Here is an 18,952-nt window from a genome sequence, read left to right on the forward strand (position 1 = left end):
AATCTACCTCCAACGTTATGGAAAAGGATGTGGTGCTTGATAAATATCATCTAAGTTTCCATCCAGATTATTCAATTTTATAGCGTTCATTAACCTCTCAAGATTGACATTTTGATATTGACTACCAAACCCGATATTTTGGTATTCTGGAATATGAACTTTAACACATGATAAGCCGATATCAGTTAAAAACTTTGTACTTAAATCCGTGATATAAATGTCATTTTCATCCTCTGTAATGCGGCTTACTATATCATGTAATAATTTAGATTGTGAAATTTCCTTATCATCAGGAAGTCTTTTCATCATATTACTTTTAAGTTCTTCATTCTTTCCCGTTTTAAGTGCAAAATCCAAATACTGTTTCATTGTTTCTGAAGAGTACAAATACAAATGATCTTCTAACTTTTTCACTTCATTAAAATCCCTTTTTAGTTTTTCCATTTCTTCAATAGAATACTTTTTATACATATACTCTTTGAAAACTTTAATTGAAGTTGTTGCCTCTACAAACGCTGATTTAATAGCAGAGTATGGATTTAAATTTGATCCGGCAGCTGTATAGAAACTAAGAGCATCGGGATCATCCCCTTTATATTCTAGTAAAAGCCAATAAGTGGGAACGTTTGATTCAAGTGTTATATCAAATAAATGAGGTTCATAGTCCATCATATTGATATAACCCAGAATCATTTTGATCTCTTTATCCTGACATTCCATCAAATTAGTTACTTTAATTGGGGATGATTTCGTATACCAATAGACTAAAAAGCTATCTCTCTCAATCAATTCAAATATGCCAGCAATAGCCGCTTCGGTCCAACAACTTCCTACCGCTGTACCATTAGATGTTTCAGAAATATACTTCTCTTCATCTGTCTCAATTAATACTTGTTCAGATGAAAAATAAGCTATTTGTTCTGGAATTAGAATTTCCCTTTCTTCTTTTACGGAATACGTATTAATCCACCTAATTGGTTTTTCTGGTGAGTAAATTCCAAGTTCAAAATGTCTGGAACGGTAATGTTCCCATGTATAATGACAGAACTTTTGGAACGGCACAAAAGCTTTACCTGAATCTATTAATTCCTTTTCACTAGCAATTATTGCTTGAGTATGGATAGAACCAACAGAATGAAATCGCTCTAATCCCTCTAGTAAACCTGTAAAATATGCTTTCTTATAAGTATTTGCTCGACCATATGCATCAAAGCTTCTAGTGCCAAGTTTTGCATCGAAGGCGATTAAAGGCATTGAATCCGCAATACCTCTATAATGCCCTTTGAATATCCCTACAAGTGGGTCAACTAAAGAACTATGATTGGCTTTTAGATCTTTCGCAATTTCATTAAACTCTTTTGTCCTAAATTCGAATTTTGAAACTTTGTTCAACTCACCAAACTTATCAACATCATTTGTAACAAGCGATAAATCCAACACTTTTCTCTTAGAAAATATTTTTGAATTCAAGTTGAAAGTATAATAAGAGCCCTCTGCCAACTCAGTATCCAGTAACTCAGTAAATAATTTATCTAAATAATTTTTTGGGAGATAATTCTCTTCAATTTCAAAATTAGTGTTGTTAATAATTTGACTCTTAATAAATTTTTCCCAATCATTTTCTTTTGAAATTAAAATAATTTCGTTAACCCTATTTTTCATGACAGCTCTACCCTCCGTACGATCCAACATCAATTCTCCGAGCGCAGAGATTTAAACTTTGCAATTCAAATTCTCTATCCCATGCAAATTCTTCATATCGAATATCATTTTCTTTGAAAAGTTTGAGCGCATTTTCTATAAATAATCGAGAAGATACATATGGGATTTCTCGCAGATTTTCACAATCATTTTGGCTAGTTGTATTTTTATCATAGAACGAGTAAGGCGTTTTCACTTTGCTACCTAAATCATTGTGATAATGTAGCAAATAATTCAAAATAGTTTCTTCTATTTTTTTAGACAAATCAATACACTTTTTTGAGTCACCAAACATTTTTCCATCATTATCTTTCAAATAAACTTTATAGGAATTTGATTTTTCGAATTTTTCTATATAAATTTCTATATTATCTAAAAATGCACCATACGACCTAAATACTTTCAAATTGTTCATAATAGCACCACTAAGCTTTGTAAAAATACCTTTTTCAGGAAGACTATTAACTAACAGAAGTATTTTATCTAAGAAATAATTTTCATTTTCGGTAATTAGCCACTTGCCACCTGAGACATTTTCAAAATGTAATCTAACTGCATATTTAATTGCTTCAACAGCGGATTTTTCGAAATTTAACCCTGCAATAACGTACTCTTTATTAAGGAATTCATCAATAATGGCATAAGTAGATAAACCACTTTGGAATAAATCGGAATATTCAGTATATTGATTCGCTATTTTCATCTTTAAAGATTTATTTTGTATAAGCATTTCAAATTTTTCAATTCTCTCAATATCTTTTTGTTGTTCTTGTAGAACAAGTGGGGATTGAGAAGTACTCACAACATTCACTATGTGATGCTGTACATCATTTTCAGTAAACTTACCTACTTCATTCATATAAAATGTATTAGACCCGAAACCTGCTAATTTTTTTATAGTATAAATTAAAATATATAAAGGACTAAATATTTTAATCATTCTAGATAAGTCATTATCCAATGGTTCATAATACAAATCTTTAAGAACTGTACCTGAAATACCTTGATTGAATTTTTGAATTAATATCCCACAATCTTGATTTGGATCAAGCTCATTATCTGTCAAAACGCACAATTTATTATTATTCGAAAATTTTTGATCTGTTAAAACTAAAGACATATCGAACTCTGAAAAAATTTCCTTAATTTTTGGTATTTTATCGTTCAAAGAATTTCTTAAAACGATTGTAGTATTCATTATTTCTTTACACACTATCTCTAAATCAAAATCAGGCGGGAGATATTGGGACAAAATTTGAAACCACTTTAAAGACTTACATTTATCTACTATTCCTCCCTTTCTATAGACAAGTAAAACTCCATTTTTACTCAACATTTTAATTAGTTTTTTATCTTCATCATTCACCATTTCTAACGGGATACCAATAATAGAATCATTTAGAAGATCTAATAACTTTAAATGCTTGTCATCCGACATACTAAATTTAAAGCTTTTATAGCTCGTTTTAAGAACTGTTTCACTCTCTTTTCTATAAACCATCACATTTTGTCTATTTAAAACACAAATGTTCTCATTCATTAAATTTTTCCACCTACTTTGTAAAGTTCTAGATCATATTCAATAGCAAAATTTCCTTCATTACCTAGATTCTCCTCTATATAAAGACCTTCAAAATCTTCATCTTGATATTTCTTTATAATTTCCTTAACAAAGATTTTCAAAGATACAGGGTTAGTTATATCAACATAAAATGGTTTAAAATCTACAAATCTAAATTGTTTATCAGAGAGATCTCTTTTTGCAACCACAAAGAAATTTGTTGGTAAATCATTTTTCCAGAAAAAGGTGTTTATCTTCTTATGGTATTCTGCTGCTTCTAAATCCTTAGCTAAAAATAGATTCTTATATTTACTTAAGCTCTCCTTCTTTCTGCTCAAAACTATATTTCCTATTGTTAGTTTTGGAATCGACTCATGACATAAAAGATCAGAGAACTTAAAGGTCATTCTTCCTGATGAAAAAAGCTGTAGTAATGTAGAAATATAACCAGGCATAGCAGTTGGAATTAAGGATCCTCTGTACAAAACTTTAACTTCCTTTTTTGTTGATCGTTCAAAAAAAGTAATAAAATTACAAATCGGATCAACCTTAATCCCTAACTCCTCTATTTCTAAATAGTTCTTTGCAATAGTGGAAAATCTCTTTCTTCCAGTCCCTACTGTTGTTACCCTATTTGGTAAAAATATTGATTTAACATTCCCATTAAAACCAAAATTCTCAGTATATTCGTGGTAACCCTGATCCATATAATATTCTTCTTCAAACTTTTTATATTCTGCATCTTGCTCAAGGAACTCTTTAAAGTAATCCATGAACCTCGCCTTATATTTTTCTTGACCATCATAAATATTGTTAATAATCAATTTTTCACCATTCTTTTGAACAAAAAAACTGGAAGATAGATCAGCTCTTAAAATTAACTGCTTAGGTATTTTTTCTACATATTCATTGATGAGATTAGTAATATCAATAGTTTGATTAGAAACCGAGGTTAACTCTCTTAAATCATTAATAAATCTAATTTTTAATGAATCCAATTTTTTTATCCAACTAGATTTGATATTGCTCCCTATGTAAAGAGGATCTGACCAGTAAGAAAGTATGTCTTTAGAGGTTTCAAATAATATTGTAAAGAAATCGCTATTTAACGATTGAACACCACTAAGAAAAACTCTTTCCCCGAGTTCCAACCTCATTCGCAGGCTAACATCAAATAACAACGTAATTTTTTGTATATTACTAAGAATATTGATATCAGATTGGGTGCAGAGATTGTTCACTGGAAACTCATTAGTAAGAACACCATCTTCATAATAAATATGATTTACAGACATACTAATGTTTTTTGTTTCTTCAATGCTATCCAAAAATTCTTCCAACTCTCTGTAAATACAATCTCTATCCTCAATCGTCTCAACAAATTGTAGTTTTTCTTTCGTTAAAATTAGCTGATTAATGATGTCATTAAGTCTATTAAAGCTATCTTTGTTCAGAAATTTTTTCCCGATCTCATTCATTTCCAAAAAGAAATCATTATCATCTAATTGTGAAAATCCAATTGTAGGAACTAATAATCCAATCTCAACATATTTCTTGGCAAGTTCAATTAGCTCTAAATTACTCAATTTATTGTCTAACACTAATGAGATATCATTTAAATTGAAATTCTTCTTAACACTATTATCTTTTAAAAAAGCGGCTAACTTTGTAGGGATTTTAAGCTTTTTTAAAATCTCGCTTGTTTCAAAGATTTTTACGCTTTTTTTGTCGTCTTGTGTGGATACAAAATTTACAATATTAGCATTATCTTGTATTTCAATTGACAATGGTGGTGTTCGATAATTAGTAATAAAATAGAAGCTGTCTTCTTTTAAGAGAAACTCGAAAATCAATCGATTTAAGAAAGTATAATTAATCTTAACTTCATTCGAGAAATTTATATTTGCGCTTACCTCTTCTAATTTCTCTTTTTTTGAACTTGCTCTTTCTACCAATCCAACTCTTGTCATATTCGCAAATGGACTTGTTTTTAAGGAAGCTCTAGCTAACACTTTATATAATGTATCATCAAGCTTTCTTTCCTTATTCTTATGATCTTTTGCATTCATTTCTTTATATGACTGTAGCTTTTTATAAATATTGGGTTGAATCATTAATAGATAATCTTGAATAATCTTACTATTTGATGCCTCGTGCAAAATCTCTCGACTCTCTACACTTAGATTTTCAAATAATTGATTATAGTTTTGATTTAATAGGTGTTTATTTTCCCAATACTTATGAAGTTCTTTAAGAGCTTGCTCCATCTCTGGATTTAAACTAACTTTAATCTTATTCAAAATGTTAATAAATTTGTTATATTGCTCGTTATATATAACACGTTTCAAATTCAGTAGATTATTGTCAAAAGAATAAGCAATTTGATTTTCAAGTAGTTCAATTGTATTTTCTTTATTTTTTAGAAAAAGAGAATTATTTTTCTCTATTTTATTTAATAGTAAAGTTATACTTCCTTCTCTTTTCAATTCGATTGAAGCTTTGGGTAGTGAATTTTTTCTTACTAAAATAAATGGATTTAATTTCCCCATTTTATTCCTCCATTACATATCTAAATACGAATTAATAAATCCTCATAATCTTTTTGAACATCCTTTATCACACAATATCCATAAAAGTGTTTTTTTAGCATATTTTGCTCGAATAAAGGCAGGGTTACGTAAAATAGGTTTACTACATTTCGATAATGAAGCATCTGATCAGAGAGTATAAATTCTTTTAAGTTATCTTTTCTTAAGAGAAGATTATGGAATGGGCTATTTAATTCACTAATGTTATTAATAAAATGTTCATATTGATCCTCTAGGTTTAAATATTTAGTATCACTTTCTTTATAAAAAGGAATATCCATTATCATCTGAAGATTGACCTCAGCCCAACGTTTTTTCCATTCCTCTAAAACTAAACTCTCCTCTAAAGTAAAAATAAGAGTCTCTTTATAGAGATTTGAATAGAGCGAATCAAAATACCCTTTTAGATCATAATTTTTATTTTCTAGCTTTAGTCGAGAAAAAAAGCCAATTACGTGTGAGACATAGGAAATATATCCATCCTTTATTTCACCATTAAAAAATAAAGAAATATATTTAAATTGTTCAATGAAAAAGTGCATTATTTTTTTTTCATCCATTGTTGGTAATAGTTTTTGAATTTTACTGTGAATAGGCTGTAACTGGTATCTGTATTCTAAAAATCTATTTTCATGAAATGGAGAGTTGTATATTCCTGATTTCGTTTTATTTTCTATGAGTACTGTGCCATCCTCTTTCATTTCCACTTCTTTAGTATTTCTTAACTCTAAATCCGTAAGTCTTTTTTGTTCTTTTTCATATTTTTTCATTTTTCTTAGGATTTCTGTATTTGATAATGGATTGTTTCGCTTATACTCACTGACGATCTCCTGTATTTTCTTAAAAATATCCATTTCACTTTCTATACTTCGAAAATTAATAACAATACTAGGACCGTTCAGCCAATCTGTATCAAAATAATAATCAAGTATATTCTGTTCCAAAATCAACTTATCTATTTTGTTCATTAATTGTAATTTGCTAGACGAGTAATCAAATATTTTAATTGACATTTTTCCTCCCCATTTCAATATGCTTAAATAGTTTTGACTTACCTTGTAAATTAATAATAGTTTATTTTCATTCAAGAGTATTTTTTTTCCTAATTAAATAATTTAACTATAAAAGTGCACTATTTTTTATAATCAAAAGCACTTTTGATATTATTTTTTTTATTTAGGATTAACTTTTCAGCATTAATGCTTTCAATAATTACAAATAAAAATAAGACATCCATTAATTCAGGATGTCTTATTTTAAGTCGTGTTAGGATTTGACTTTCAGCTCATTAATAAGCTTCGTCAGCTCATTAAACTTCTGGTCAAGCAGTGCGTAGTCCTTATCTTTTACTGTTAGAAAGCTCAGTTTGCCTAAAATCTCTTGCCTTTCCGTTTCAAGCTTTAAACGAAGTGCCGCTGTATCATCCACTTTATTTGGTGTGGCTTCTGTCCACTTTTTCTTGATGTGCTGACCGTGAAGCTCCCAAACACTGTTCGTGACTTTTTCTAGAAAGTATCGATCATGTGAAACGACAAGCAATGTTCCATTATATTGAGTAAGAGTATGCTCTAACTGCTCACGAGAAGGTAGATCAAGATGATTTGTCGGCTCATCTAAAATAAGAACATTTTTATCCTCTAAAAAATAGGCCATCAGCTTACACTTTACGCGCTCTCCCATACTCATTTTGCCTATGGCGGATGTCCAATGCGCCTGTGTAAATCCTAGATTCTTCATCAAGTTGCGGACTTTTCCACGCTCTTCAAATGTGTCTTGATAAAAATATTGCTCTGGTGTCTGATCAAGTGGTAAATCAAATACTTCCTGTGTCAGATAACCAATGTTTGCAGCTGGTGATACCCATACTTCACCCTCAGCTTCTAGCTTGCCTAAAAGAACTTTTAAAAAGCTTGTTTTCCCACTTCCATTCTTTCCTGTGATAGCTATCTTATCTCCAAATTGAGCCGTAATATTCACATCGTTAAATAGTATACGTTCACCAAATTTTAAAGATAAATGCTTGATTTCCAGTAAGCGCTTGCCAACTCGGTGATTCGTGCCTAAAGAAAAACGAATCTCTGCTTCTGGCTCCACGGCTTCCACTCTTGTCTTCGCAAGTTCAGCCTCTAATCGCTTTTTCTTAGATTTCACCTGAGAATCTAAACGCTTTGCTTTCACACGATGGTACTCCTTAAAACCTTCCAGTTTTGTTGACTGGGCGTGGCCCTTTTGTGACCAAGACGTCAGTTCCGACATTTGAGCCTCAATTCGTTCAATGTTTTTTTGCTGCTTCTCGTAGGCACGTTGTTGTGTTAATCGTCGGTGTTCCCTATCAGCCATGTAGCTTGTATAATTGCCATCATGTTCAATCAGGCTTTTTTCCTCAATAGACCAGATTTTTGTGGCAACCTTATCTAAAAAATAGCGATCATGTGATACCACGATGATTGTCCCCTTATAGTTTTGTACTTGTCTGATGAGGAATGCGGTACTTCGTTCATCTAAATGATTCGTTGGTTCATCAAGTAATAAAATTTGAGCATTCTGGGAAAAACCTTCTGCAAGACGCATTTTCAGCTTTTCACCCCCACTTAACGCTGCAAATGACACATTAGGTACCTGCCACTTAGCCAGCAGATCAGCCTCTCTTGCGGATATTTCTAGTTTGTCAAAATGAGCTAGCTCCTGTTCAACAAATGAAATTTTTAAAGCCTGTGCTCCCTGAATTACTCCCATAGTTGGTGATAATGTACCTTGAATCAATTGTAATAATGTCGATTTCCCAGCACCATTCCTCCCTATAATGCCGATGACCTCACCTTGTTTTACTGTGCCTGTCACATGCTCAAATAGTAATGTATCCTTTATTTCATAACGTATATCCTGTAATTTTAAAAGTTCCTTCATATTATCCATCCTCTCCAGTTGGAGGGACAAAAAAATCCCTCCAATTCATTTGGAAGGATTAGTCGCTACAATATCATACACAAATAAGCTCCAAAATTATTGTGAAAACAATCTTTGGAGTAGCTAAATATCAGCAGTTGTTTGCGAATATAAAGCAATTATTATGAAAAATGGGCAGACTAATCCTATTTTTGTTGTTCGTGAAATATAAAATTTCCTATACAAAAATTAAGATTAGTTATTCATTAGCCACCCATCTTCCCTTCATTTATCGTTACCGTCATTGTAACATCATTTTTTTTAAAATTAAACTCCCTAGTCTATCTAAAACATTCATAGGAGCGAATTTGATTTCTTGAAATGGTACGGAAATACCAGCCATATCTTCGACTCCATCGGAAGCCAGCAATGATTTCCCTTCCTACAGCTGTTGGGAAAAACCAAAAACTTCTACCACTATTCATCCAAATATACGTATTTCTAAACAAACAGGAACGTATACCACTTGATCCTACTCGCCAAGCTGGAATAGGTGGCGAAAAACCTGGCGGTGTGCTCATTGGCATTTGTCCTGCTGGAGGGGGTCCGAAATGACTTGGCCCAAATGACGTTGTTTCAAAATCATTATAATCTCCCCAACCAGGTCTTCTAAAATTATCTTCTCTAAATGGATTATTATACACACAAACCCTCCTTTTACATTATTCAATATATGTAAAAGGGCGATTCACCGTTGAGCCATTGCCCATTTATCGAAGGTAATCCATTTCCTATTACTGTATAATGGAAGGGATATTTTTCAAAAAGGAGTACTTATGAAAAAATTATTATTACCCTTACTAGCCATGCTTATCGCAGGGGGGATGTGGATGTTGCTTGCTAAAAATCCAGTATCTCCTTCCACTAGTATCCAAGCTAAACTTACTGATGTAAAAGATTACAAATACTACTTAGATAAAGGCAATGATGCCATTGGCAAGAGCATGATGAAGTTAGATTTAGTGATTGTAGAACCAATTGAAATGCAACAGAAGTATATCATCAATGCTCAAAAAAGCGGTACTTTAGTGTACGGCTATATAAATGCTATGGAGGCAGACAAATGGAATACAGCACTTTATCATCAATTGAAAGAAGAAGACTTTTATCGAGACAAACAGGGTGAAAAAATGTATTTTGCCGAATGGGATTCTTATTTAATGGATATGACTTCTACGCACTATCAAGACATTTTACTAGCAGAAGTCAAGAAGCAAATTGTTCAGAAAGGCTTAGACGGCGTGTTTTTAGATACGGTCGGTAATATCAATTCTTATTTACCTGAAGATGAACAAAAGTGGCAAAATGAAGCCATGTTATCTTTTATCCAACAAATCAAAAAACGACATCCAAATATATCTGTTGCTCAAAATTGGGGATTTCAAACACTCGCCGATTATACAGCACCATATGTTGATTTTATTATGTGGGAGGATTTTTCGTATCCTGTGGTAGGAAAAGATAAATGGTCACTCGATATGATGCAACAGCTTGTCCACATACGCAATAAATTTGGTACACAGGTGATGGCAATTGGTTTTGAAGAAGAAGCAAAAAGCCGTGCATTAGCTGAGAAGCATCATTTCAAATTCTTTTACAGTCCTGCTGGTTCTTACTATAATAGCTGGCAATCATCCTTACTTCCCTCTGACAAACGACTGTTTTGAGGGATATTTGTTTAAGAGCTCATCTCAGGGGTAGACTAAAAGAAAATCAGCTTGAGGTGATAGGATTGGATATGACGAATATGTATGAAGAACAAAAACATAAGCATGAAAATCGCTTTCAATATAAGCAGCGTAACATGTGGACTGGGATTTTATTTGGGCTTGGGGTGGTGGCATTCATAGATGAGGTGATTTTTCACCAATTATTACACTGGCATCATTTCTATGATAAGTCTACAGCAGCTATTGGACTAGTTTCGGATGGTTTATTTCATGCATTCAGCTTTTTTGCTACGATTGGATCTGCTTTTTTATTGGCTGATCTACATAGAAAACATGGGTTTTGGCTAAAAAGATGGCTAGGCGGTATTTTTCTTGGAGCAGGCTCATTTCAGCTTTACGATGGAATTATACAACATAAATTCATGAAACTTCACCAAATTCGTTACAATGTTGAAATACTTCCCTATGATATCGTTTGGAACATATTGGCGGCGCTATTAATAATTATCGGTATTGTCTTACTGCTCCAAACAAATCAAAAAGATCGATAGGAGGTGGCGCATCTTGCATTCTCACGATGTTCATGCTCAAAACTTTCCTATTATAGTTCAGCTTCTACTGGCCTTGCCATTTGTTCTAGCTCTTATAGGCTATATCCTCGCTGTTATTATTTCGAATCAATATAAAAAACAATGGCCTCATTTCCGTACTATCTGTTGGATTGTTGGAAATGTCTGTGCTCTGATTACATTAATCGGCCCATTGGCTGCTCTTAGTCATATTCATTTTGACGCACATATGATAGGACATTTATTGCTTGGCATGCTGGCACCATTACTTATGGCTTTAGCAGCACCCATGACTCTGCTGTTAAGAACCTTATCAGTAAACAAGGCACGTTTTCTCTCTCGGACACTAAAAAATCCGTATGTTCGTTTTATACGTCATCCAATTATTGCATCTATTCTAAATGTAGGAGGTCTATGGTTACTCTATACAACCTCACTTTTCAATTTGATGCATGAACATATACTACTGTATGTATTCATTCATCTCCATATTTTTCTAGCGGGTTATTTGTTTACTATTGCCTTTATTTATATTGATCCTACTCCACATTCATACTCTTATGTTTTTCGATCCCTTACATTAGTAGTAGCATTGGCCGCTCATGCCATATTGGCAAAATTTATTTTTGCAAATCCGCCTCGTCATGTACCCTCCACAGAGGCAGAACTAGGTGCTAAGATCATGTACTACGGTGGAGATGCTATTGAAATCCTTCTTGTGTATATTCTCTTTTATCAATGGTTTAAAAGCACAAGGAATAGTATTCACCCCAAAGCAGCGACTTCATCACGCTAATCTCGCCCTGTTGATTAAGTTAAATAGGATTGGATAATCCGCCAGTCCTCTAGCTTTTCAGTGAACGTTTTAATATTTTTCCCTGGTATTGGACTTGTTGATGGCATTTTTTTATAGGCTCGTCCTTCTAGAAGCCCTAAGCCAATATGCTTTTTAAAAACCTCAAATGCCTTCGCTCCATTAAAAAGCACTAATTGGATATTAGGGTATTGTTTAAAAAGGGTTTGAAAATCATTGGGCTGTTCATTGCGTATCGCTGCATCTAAACTTCCTTCGCGTTCACAAGTTGCAATCGTGTCCCAAAGACCGATTGCATTGTTTTTTAATAAGGCTATTCTCTCTGTATAATCATTTGGAATCGCTATCTCTAATAACTCACCCATAATAGGCCAAAAGTGATTGCGTGGATTGCCATAGTACTGCTGTTTCTCTAACGATTGTTTTCCTGGCATGGATCCAACAATGAGCACCCTTGTTGATGGGTCTACAATTGGTAATAATATATTTTTTAATTCATTGGACACAACAATCACTCCTTTTCTCTATTGTAACGGAAAATTCGAACCAGCAAGTAAATCTTGGCTTGAAATGAACAAGGGATGTTGACATGAATGGTTCATTTTATATGACTGCACAATTTTGTAGCCTATACAGTAGCCGATCCAAGATGGAAGGGCCCCCCCGTATAGAAATGGATGATGTTGTTCGATTCCTTGGAGTTGTAAATTCGGTAAAAAATGATGCTCCCATAAAGCTAAAAGTTCTTTATCTGAGTAGAATTGCAACCAAGGAGAAATCCACTTTTCCCCATATAAATCTTTCACCGCATCTTCTGCTAAGCCTTCTAAAATGAGAGTATCCAATAAAGTCATATCGTCTAAACTTTTTTTTAATATGTGTATACGACAAACATGGTTATATTCATGAGCAAATAATGCTTGAAGCTCCTGCTTATCTAAATCACCCACAAATAAAAAAAGCGAATGAGGATAAGCGACACCATTTTTATTGGTTATCGTTTGCTGCTGAGTTATTGGGAAAATATAAATTGGTATTGATGGGCCATTCCATTTCCTCTGTAGGTATAGGAACTCCTGCTGTACACTGGCCCATACTTTTTGCCTCTTTAATTTTTCAACATCGACTTCCTCATGAGGTAAAAAAAGACCCTGTTGCTGTAATGTATAGTGAATTTCTTCTGGAAGCCCATCTTGAAATAGTTTGACCAATCGATCACAAAGAATGGAGCATTGTAAGCTTGTTCGCTCATCCTTTCTAGTTGATTTTCTAGCACTTACAAATTCATTTAACCACTTATCCGTTGACACAACTGCCATATTATCACCTCTTCACAGCATATGCCTTGAATAGACAATCGGCTAGTGATAAATCCATCAAATCGCATATATTAGCTTGTAATGACATTGAAAGGAGGGATATGTGTGAATCCAGCTGATGCTTATAGTCTTTGCTGTAAATATCATGGTAAACGTGTTCGAATCTCAGATTCATCTGGTAAAGTACATGTTGGAGAAATCACAAGGGTAGATAGAAGACAGGTATGGATTCTACCTGATAGAAGATATAGTGGTTATGGTTTAGGGTTTTGGGGATTTGGAGGGTATGGAGGAGAAGGTTTTGGCTATGGAATTGCTCTAGGAACAATTTTAGGTATTGCACTAGCTCCAATTATTTTCTTCTAATTCAAACCTTTTATTTAAGTGAAAAAGAAGCCATTTCAAACTTTGTTGAGATGGCTCATTTTTCATTATTGAACTTGCTCTTGTTGCTGTTTGATTTCAATCAGCTCGGATATTGTAACAAATGTGTAGCCTTGCTTTTTTAATGCAGGTAGTATTTCTTCTAGTGCTTGAATTGTTTGTGTACGGTTCCCGCCACCATCATGAAATAAAATAACATCTCCAGGCCTTGTTCCCTTCATTACCTTTTGCACAATTTTCCTTACACCAGGCTCTTTCCAATCTTGCGTATCCTGATGCCAGGACCACATTACTACCTTATAGCCGTCCTTCACAGCCGCATTAATCATAGCATCCGTATAATTTCCACCAACGGGACGGAATAAAACTGGGGAAAAACCAGTAATACTATAAATCGTGTCATTTGTCTGTTGAAGCTCCTCTTGCAATTTTTTGATGGAAACTTTAAATGGATGTGTATACGTATGATTTGCTAATTCATGGCCTTCTGTATAAGAACGTAAAACAAGCTCTGGATATTTTTCTGCATTTTTTCCAATAATAAAAAAGGTGGCTTTTGCATCATATTTTGCTAATAAATCTAGCACAGCCGCTGTGTATTTAGGATGTGGACCATCATCAAAGGTGAGTGCAACAATTTTATCCTTTGTTTTGATATCCCAAACAACTTCCCCTGTCTCCTCATAATAGGGACGACCTTTATCTGCGTAGCCTTCCTGCACTAAAAATCCCGAGATGATTAAAAAGAAAACCATAAAAATGAATACGTAAATACGTGTCATAGCATCACCTCCCAAGTCCGAAATCACAGAACTCCGTCAACTTACTATTTACGAATTGCCATGAAATATACTTGTGAAGGATTGTCTGTTTTCTCCTTTTAATTATTTCAGGAAAATTTTAAACGTTATTTTTAATTTTGAACAATATGTGAAAATCTTTGAATAGTACTTTATTTTTTTATTTATTGGTGTAAAATTAAATCAAATCTGATATATAACAGTTATTATAAATATATAAATGTTATGCAACACAACAAAGGGGATGACATATATGTGGATTATTACAGTATTTGAAGAAAACACTTATCGTATGTTTGAGTATAGTTCTAAACGTGAGGCAACAAATGCACTACATAAATTTAAACAAACCGCTTTGCTTTCTTATACAAGATAATAAAGGATAAAAGGAATCTATTCATTTGAGTAGATTCCTTTTTGTTATAAAGTCCCTCCTAATTCCTTTCATCCTTATACATCTAACAACATATTTAGTTAGTTGCCATGATTTTTTTCCTGAAAATGTCGAACACCTTGCTAGCCTTCACCATATGTATATAGAGAAAAGGAGTGATTTCAATGGTGACAATTGAACCTATTATGATTAAAGGGCATTTCTTCACTGCAGTAGTTGTTCAATTACCTAAAACAACATTACTAACTATTTCTAATGATACAGGCTACATTATGTGTGGTGCTTTAGATGTCGGCCTATTAAATAGTCGCTTAGTTGATCGAAAAATTATTGCTGGTCGTGCAGTAGGCGTGAAAACAATTGACGAGCTATTAACAGCTCCATTAGAATCTGTAACTTATGAAGCAGAACAGCTTGGTATAACAGAAGGAATGACTGGTGTAGAAGCACTTTTAAAAATGATCTAATTGGCTAAAAAAAGCGTCAACTAGACGCTTTTCTTTTTTGTTTGTTAACCTAATTTGAATAAGCAATTTCCCCATTCCCCATACTGTGGGACAAAGGGAGTTGTTAGTATGAATAGTAGGCAACATGTTAAAATACACGCCACCTTACTTATTATTGTTTTAATTGTTTTCATCTGGTCTGTTATAAAGCCGTCCTCCTATTTAGATTGGCTAGCTGAAGTTAGTCCTGGAATTGTGGCAATAACAGTCGCTGTTTGCATTTATCGTAAATTCCGCTTCACCACATTTTCTTATTTTATTATTGCTCTCTTGTCGATCCTGACATTTATAGGTGGGCATTATACCTATTCGGAAGTCCCTCTTTTTAATTGGATAAAAGATGAGTTTCATTTACAACGTAATCACTATGATCGCTTTGGCCACTTTTTAAAAGGTTTATTAGCCATCGTAATAAGGGAAATACTAATTAGGAAAACACCACTTACAAAAGGAGCTTGGCTTACAGGTATTACGATCAGTATTCTACTCGCAATTGCCGCTTTTTATGAAATCATTGAATGGTTAAGTACAAGAATCTCGAAGGGAAGTAAAGGAGCAAAGGATTTTTTAGGCATGCAGGGAGATAAATGGGATGCACAATGGGACATGTTTTTAGCCTTGCTGGGAGCTATTTTAGCTTTACTTCTATTCACAAAGCTCCATGATAAATTTTTAAAAAGAATAAACAAATCGTAAATATTTTTGCATAGCATGATTATATAACCAATGAAAGGTGGTATTAGATGTACTATGCACAGGTCAATCAACAAACACATCATCCATCACGTACTATGATTGTAATCGGCTATGGACAGGTAATGGCTACACCTAGCTCTGTACAATTACAAATTGAAGTCCAAACACAGGGCAACCATGTACAAGGTCCTCAACAGGAAAATGCGGCAATCATGAATGAAGTTATGCAATCACTTCTCGCACTTGGTATTCCAAGAGAACAAATTCAAACGGCTAGTTATACCATCACACCACTATATAATTTCGAAGATGGCAAACAAATTTTTAATGGCTATGAAGTAGTCAACGCCATTTCGGTCAACGTTTCGGATACCAATGATTTGGGCTTAATCATTGATACGGCTATAGAAAATGGGGCAAATCGAATAACCAATATTCAGTTCAAAATGGACCATACCGATGCTTACTATCAGCAAGCATTAAGTTTAGCGCTACAGAATGCTCAATTGAAGGCGAAAACAATAGCAGAAACTATGCACCTGCCTTTGCAGCCACTCCCTGTAGAGATTGTGGAAGAGCAGGCTAACACACCTATCCTTTATCGCTCTATGGCTGTATCCTCGGGAATCACGCCTATAGAACAGGGACAAATTGCTATTGATGCTACTGTTCGTGTAAAATTTCAATACTAAAGTTAGAGCCTTCCGCTAGTCAAAGTGCAGAAGGCCCTCATTTATTTTACAAGTGTATTTTTTTCAATAAGGATTTCATCATCCTGAGTTTTAATAACCATATCAAAATGCTGGCAATGTGGATGCATAAATAATTCATATTGAATACGTCGCTCATCATGTGATTGTTTTAAATAATTTATATCTGTCCCTCTTTCCAGCACATCACGATCTGATCTTCTCTTAAGCTCTGTAGCCCCATCCGTATAAAAATAAATCTTTAAATCGAGTAACTGCGGATCTATAAATGCTACACACATTCCTTCTACTATCGTGATCTGTTTTTTCGAAGAAATTAATGTACTTTTCATATAATTTGTATCGATTGTCATAAAATCAAGCCCTGCTCTTATCATCTGAACATCTCGCTCCAATGATGGCAGATGATGAGCAGCGGGATGACAAGCCGTCATTTTAAAACGATGATGCTCATTTTGATATGTATAATTAAGTATTGTTTGCTTGCGAATATCCGAATTCACAATATACGGATCAGTATTCAAATAATTCACTTCATCTTGATCTAAAGCATGTATAAGTTTTTTGGCAAATGTCGTTTTTCCAGCAGCACCATGACCAGAAATGCCGATTATGATTCTTTTATCAGCCTGTTTAACCCATTTTAAAATTTCTTTTAATATCGTCTCCATCTTACTCTCCTTCACTATAAAAGGTATGGCAAGAAACAATTCCTACCATACCACTTAATATTAGCCTTCACTTTACTATGCTCCCCATATTCGCTCTATCATTACTTCATTATGCTGAGGGCTTAGTAGAAAAACATCTGGGTTGCTTAAATTTTTCCAACAGTGAAAATCAACATCCTTATCATAATACTTCAGTAGCAAAGAGATGATATTGCCATGACTCACGATTAATGTATTATCAACATCCTGTGCAAATGCATCTTTTACAAGGTCTACAATTCGATGCATCGCTTCATTACTGGATTCTCCACCATCATATTTTAAATCCATATCCACAAATGTCGCCTGTAATTTTTCGTACCAATCTGGTAAATCTCTAGTACTTAAAATGCGCTCCGAAAGACGTTCATCAATTTCAATCGTCATACTTTCTCTACTACTTAATGGTTTAATGGATTGGATTGCTCGTAAGAAAGGGCTAGATACAATTCGATCAATTTTTAGATCCTTGAAAAACTCAGCTAAACTATCTGCTTGCTCTATTCCCTTCTGTGTTAAGGGTGCATCTAGTGATTGTCCTTGTGCGAGACAATGTCTAATGACATAAATTTTCCCCATACATACCTCCTCGTTTAGAAAGTCATTTTTAAACGATTATTATACCCCGTTTACTAAATAGCTACGATTTAAATGTTCCTATTCATTATCTCACTTGTTCTACATTTTTCCGCCCAAAATAATTCGTCCCTATCACACCAATAATAATCATGACGCCACCAATAAGATGATATAGATGGAAATCTTCCTGTAAAAATAAGACCCCTGCCAAAATCAATCCTCTAAGGAAATCTGTATGCATAGCCATATCATTCTATCGAGACAGGTGAATACTTCTAAGATTATTGATCATTTGGCATAACAAAATATTTTGTTAGATCCTATTAAACGTAATTATTTAGATGCATTTTATCGGGAACGTATTATCAAACTAAATGTATCGAATATAGACGAATCCAAGATTGATGTTGGCATAAGGGAAATCGCGCTAGCCCTTCATAACACGAGCAATTATTTCTAAAGCACATTATTCATGAAACCTTATTGTAGCTCATATAATTAGACATCATAAATTGGTTCAATAAGGAGGATTCAATGCAATCTGAGAAATTGCGACTAAGGAAGATTCAACGTCTTGCATATGAAATTATGGATGAGATGCACAAAGAAAAGCATCGCACAGAAATGCACAAATTAATTCCGATTATTGATAACTTGTCGCGGGCAATTGGGGATTTAACAGATTCTGTTGGTAAATACTCACTGGATTATGTAGAGGAAAAAGTGAAAAATGCCCATGCTCTTTTATTTAACAAAGAAAAGGTAGATATTTATTAATCAAGACCAGGAAAAAGGGTAACCATAATACATGGCTACCCTTTTGACATTAATGCGTTTCAGGTTCGAATGTTTTACAGTCTGTTTCCTCGCTGTTGGAAGCATGTTGTCCCTTTTGGCTGACAACATAAATTTTTTCAGCTGTGCATTTGTTACCAGAATCCCAAAATGTGCAGTTATTGACTTCACAAAGAATTTCTTGTGCCATCGTCTCACACCTCCTCTTTG

Annotated in this window: 21 protein-coding genes and 1 pseudogene; 9 read left to right on the plus strand and 13 right to left on the minus strand. The window is 33.7% G+C overall.

The genetic code is table 11. The annotated features are described in order from the left end of the window. Positions 1 to 15: 15 nt before the first annotated feature. From L6W14_RS21310 to L6W14_RS21335, 6 genes are all read right to left on the minus strand, one after another. Positions 16 to 1,689, minus strand: coding sequence for a YcaO-like family protein (locus tag L6W14_RS21310; protein WP_193767363.1), 1,674 nt, complete (start codon positions 1,687 to 1,689; stop codon positions 16 to 18). Then, positions 1,670 to 3,241, minus strand: coding sequence for a hypothetical protein (locus tag L6W14_RS21315; RefSeq protein WP_237898831.1), 1,572 nt, complete (start codon positions 3,239 to 3,241; stop codon positions 1,670 to 1,672). Before L6W14_RS21315 ends, L6W14_RS21310 begins: the two co-directional genes overlap by 20 nt. After that, on the minus strand, positions 3,241 to 5,811 hold the full coding sequence (locus tag L6W14_RS21320) for a hypothetical protein (RefSeq protein ID WP_237898832.1): 2,571 nt from the start codon (positions 5,809 to 5,811) through the stop codon (positions 3,241 to 3,243). Before L6W14_RS21320 ends, L6W14_RS21315 begins: the two co-directional genes overlap by 1 nt. A 20-nt stretch (positions 5,812 to 5,831) precedes the next feature. Continuing rightward, a complete protein-coding gene (locus L6W14_RS21325; RefSeq protein ID WP_131520957.1) occupies positions 5,832 to 6,863 on the minus strand; it encodes a hypothetical protein in 1,032 nt (343 codons plus the stop codon). 253 nt (positions 6,864 to 7,116) lie between these two features. Beyond that, the gene (abc-f, locus tag L6W14_RS21330; RefSeq protein ID WP_237898834.1) at positions 7,117 to 8,757 is read right to left on the minus strand and encodes a ribosomal protection-like ABC-F family protein; all 1,641 of its coding nucleotides are present in this window, start codon (positions 8,755 to 8,757) and stop codon (positions 7,117 to 7,119) included. 320 nt (positions 8,758 to 9,077) lie between these two features. Continuing rightward, positions 9,078 to 9,440, minus strand: a complete 363-nt coding sequence (locus tag L6W14_RS21335) for a hypothetical protein (protein ID WP_131520959.1) — start codon at positions 9,438 to 9,440, stop codon at positions 9,078 to 9,080. 132 nt (positions 9,441 to 9,572) lie between these two features. On the opposite strand from L6W14_RS21335, the gene L6W14_RS21340 reads away from it, so the two are divergent. The 3 genes from L6W14_RS21340 (at position 9,573) to L6W14_RS21350 (ending at position 11,831) form a co-directional block, all read left to right on the plus strand. Then, complete coding sequence (locus L6W14_RS21340) at positions 9,573 to 10,463, plus strand: endo alpha-1,4 polygalactosaminidase (RefSeq protein WP_237898835.1); 891 nt, start codon at positions 9,573 to 9,575, stop codon at positions 10,461 to 10,463. Between the two features lie 71 nt (positions 10,464 to 10,534). After that, entirely contained in the window at positions 10,535 to 11,017 is a 483-nt protein-coding gene (locus L6W14_RS21345; RefSeq protein ID WP_237898836.1) for a DUF2243 domain-containing protein, read from the plus strand. A 13-nt stretch (positions 11,018 to 11,030) separates the two neighbouring features. Then, positions 11,031 to 11,831, plus strand: coding sequence for a cytochrome c oxidase assembly protein (locus L6W14_RS21350; protein WP_237898837.1), 801 nt, complete (start codon positions 11,031 to 11,033; stop codon positions 11,829 to 11,831). Positions 11,832 to 11,845: 14 nt separating this feature from the next. On the opposite strand, the gene L6W14_RS21355 is transcribed toward L6W14_RS21350, so the two are convergent. Both L6W14_RS21355 and L6W14_RS21360 read right to left on the minus strand, forming a co-directional pair. Continuing rightward, positions 11,846 to 12,355: a DNA-deoxyinosine glycosylase gene (locus tag L6W14_RS21355; protein WP_237898840.1), complete on the minus strand. Its 510-nt coding sequence runs from the start codon at positions 12,353 to 12,355 to the stop codon at positions 11,846 to 11,848. A gap of 18 nt (positions 12,356 to 12,373) precedes the next feature. Next, complete coding sequence (locus L6W14_RS21360) at positions 12,374 to 13,168, minus strand: DUF2268 domain-containing putative Zn-dependent protease (RefSeq protein WP_131520964.1); 795 nt, start codon at positions 13,166 to 13,168, stop codon at positions 12,374 to 12,376. A gap of 105 nt (positions 13,169 to 13,273) precedes the next feature. Here L6W14_RS21360 and L6W14_RS21365 point away from each other — a divergent pair, with 105 nt between their 5' ends. Next, entirely contained in the window at positions 13,274 to 13,534 is a 261-nt protein-coding gene (locus L6W14_RS21365) for a hypothetical protein (RefSeq protein ID WP_004231722.1), read from the plus strand. A gap of 65 nt (positions 13,535 to 13,599) precedes the next feature. Here L6W14_RS21365 and L6W14_RS21370 read toward each other — a convergent pair whose 3' ends face one another. Further along, the gene (locus L6W14_RS21370; RefSeq protein ID WP_131520966.1) at positions 13,600 to 14,334 is read right to left on the minus strand and encodes a polysaccharide deacetylase family protein; all 735 of its coding nucleotides are present in this window, start codon (positions 14,332 to 14,334) and stop codon (positions 13,600 to 13,602) included. A 271-nt stretch (positions 14,335 to 14,605) separates the two neighbouring features. Between L6W14_RS21370 and L6W14_RS23125 the strand changes: the two genes are divergently transcribed. The 4 genes from L6W14_RS23125 to L6W14_RS21385 all read left to right on the plus strand — a co-directional run bounded on the left by L6W14_RS23125 (position 14,606) and on the right by L6W14_RS21385 (position 16,640). Further along, on the plus strand, positions 14,606 to 14,728 hold the full coding sequence (locus L6W14_RS23125; RefSeq protein ID WP_255501615.1) for a hypothetical protein: 123 nt from the start codon (positions 14,606 to 14,608) through the stop codon (positions 14,726 to 14,728). A gap of 182 nt (positions 14,729 to 14,910) precedes the next feature. Next, positions 14,911 to 15,213 (plus strand): YunC family protein, encoded by a 303-nt coding sequence (locus L6W14_RS21375; protein WP_004231716.1) that lies wholly within the window; start codon positions 14,911 to 14,913, stop codon positions 15,211 to 15,213. Positions 15,214 to 15,321: 108 nt separating this feature from the next. Then, positions 15,322 to 15,948 carry a DUF2238 domain-containing protein gene (locus tag L6W14_RS21380; protein ID WP_131520967.1) on the plus strand — a complete coding sequence of 209 codons (627 nt, stop codon included), beginning with the start codon at positions 15,322 to 15,324 and terminating at the stop codon, positions 15,946 to 15,948. 47 nt (positions 15,949 to 15,995) lie between these two features. Continuing rightward, positions 15,996 to 16,640: an SIMPL domain-containing protein gene (locus L6W14_RS21385; RefSeq protein ID WP_237898842.1), complete on the plus strand. Its 645-nt coding sequence runs from the start codon at positions 15,996 to 15,998 to the stop codon at positions 16,638 to 16,640. A 41-nt stretch (positions 16,641 to 16,681) separates the two neighbouring features. Here the strand turns inward: L6W14_RS21385 and L6W14_RS21390 are convergent, their stop codons facing one another. The 3 genes and pseudogenes from L6W14_RS21390 to L6W14_RS23130 form a co-directional block, all read right to left on the minus strand. Beyond that, a complete protein-coding gene (locus L6W14_RS21390; protein ID WP_237898843.1) occupies positions 16,682 to 17,329 on the minus strand; it encodes a uridine kinase family protein in 648 nt (215 codons plus the stop codon). A 75-nt stretch (positions 17,330 to 17,404) separates the two neighbouring features. Then, positions 17,405 to 17,947: a histidine phosphatase family protein gene (locus L6W14_RS21395; RefSeq protein ID WP_131520970.1), complete on the minus strand. Its 543-nt coding sequence runs from the start codon at positions 17,945 to 17,947 to the stop codon at positions 17,405 to 17,407. Positions 17,948 to 18,032: 85 nt separating this feature from the next. Continuing rightward, a pseudogene (locus L6W14_RS23130) lies at positions 18,033 to 18,161 on the minus strand (EamA family transporter); the annotation flags it as partial. 320 nt (positions 18,162 to 18,481) lie between these two features. Between L6W14_RS23130 and L6W14_RS21400 the strand changes: the two are divergent. After that, positions 18,482 to 18,724, plus strand: a complete 243-nt coding sequence (locus L6W14_RS21400; protein ID WP_004231701.1) for a hypothetical protein — start codon at positions 18,482 to 18,484, stop codon at positions 18,722 to 18,724. Positions 18,725 to 18,773: 49 nt separating this feature from the next. On the opposite strand, the gene L6W14_RS21405 is transcribed toward L6W14_RS21400, so the two are convergent. Continuing rightward, positions 18,774 to 18,932, minus strand: a complete 159-nt coding sequence (locus L6W14_RS21405) for a DUF1540 domain-containing protein (RefSeq protein ID WP_004231699.1) — start codon at positions 18,930 to 18,932, stop codon at positions 18,774 to 18,776. Positions 18,933 to 18,952 lie beyond the last annotated feature (20 nt).

It is taken from the genome of Lysinibacillus sp. ACHW1.5 (genome assembly GCF_022014815.1).
Lineage (GTDB): Bacteria > Bacillota > Bacilli > Bacillales_A > Planococcaceae > Lysinibacillus > Lysinibacillus capsici.